The following is a 398-nucleotide window of genomic DNA, read 5'->3' on the forward strand; positions in this document are numbered from 1 at the left end:
GCAGGTCAGCCTGGCAGAAGCCCGCGGCCCCATGGGCATGGGCAAGTGGGACCACATCCGTACCCTGTGCGACATCCCGGCCATCGCCGAGCGCTACAAGGCCAAGTTCGGCCGCGTGCCGAGCGACGATGACGTCACCGCCATCTACGAGCGCTTCATGCCGCTGCAGATYGAGAAGATCGCCGAGCATTCGGCGCTGATTCCCGGTGCGCTCGATGCCATCGCCGACCTGCGCAGGAACGGGCTGAAGATAGGTTCCTGTTCCGGCTACCCGGCGGTGGTGATGGAGAAGGTCGTGGCGTTGGCCAAGACCAACGGCTATGTCGCCGACCATGTGGTCGCCACCGACGAAGTGCCCAACGGCCGCCCGTACCCGGCCCAGGCGCTGGCCAACGTGA

General features: G+C 66.2%; 1 protein-coding gene. It reads left to right on the forward strand.

Annotated features, from left to right (window positions below; translation table 11 throughout):
- Window positions 1-398 (forward strand): HAD family hydrolase (locus tag A9513_RS14645; protein WP_141678418.1); only part of this gene is annotated, 398 nt, incomplete at both ends.

It is taken from the genome of Pseudomonas sp. AU12215 (assembly GCF_001675465.2).
Classification (GTDB): Bacteria; Pseudomonadota; Gammaproteobacteria; order Pseudomonadales; family Pseudomonadaceae; genus Pseudomonas; species Pseudomonas nitroreducens.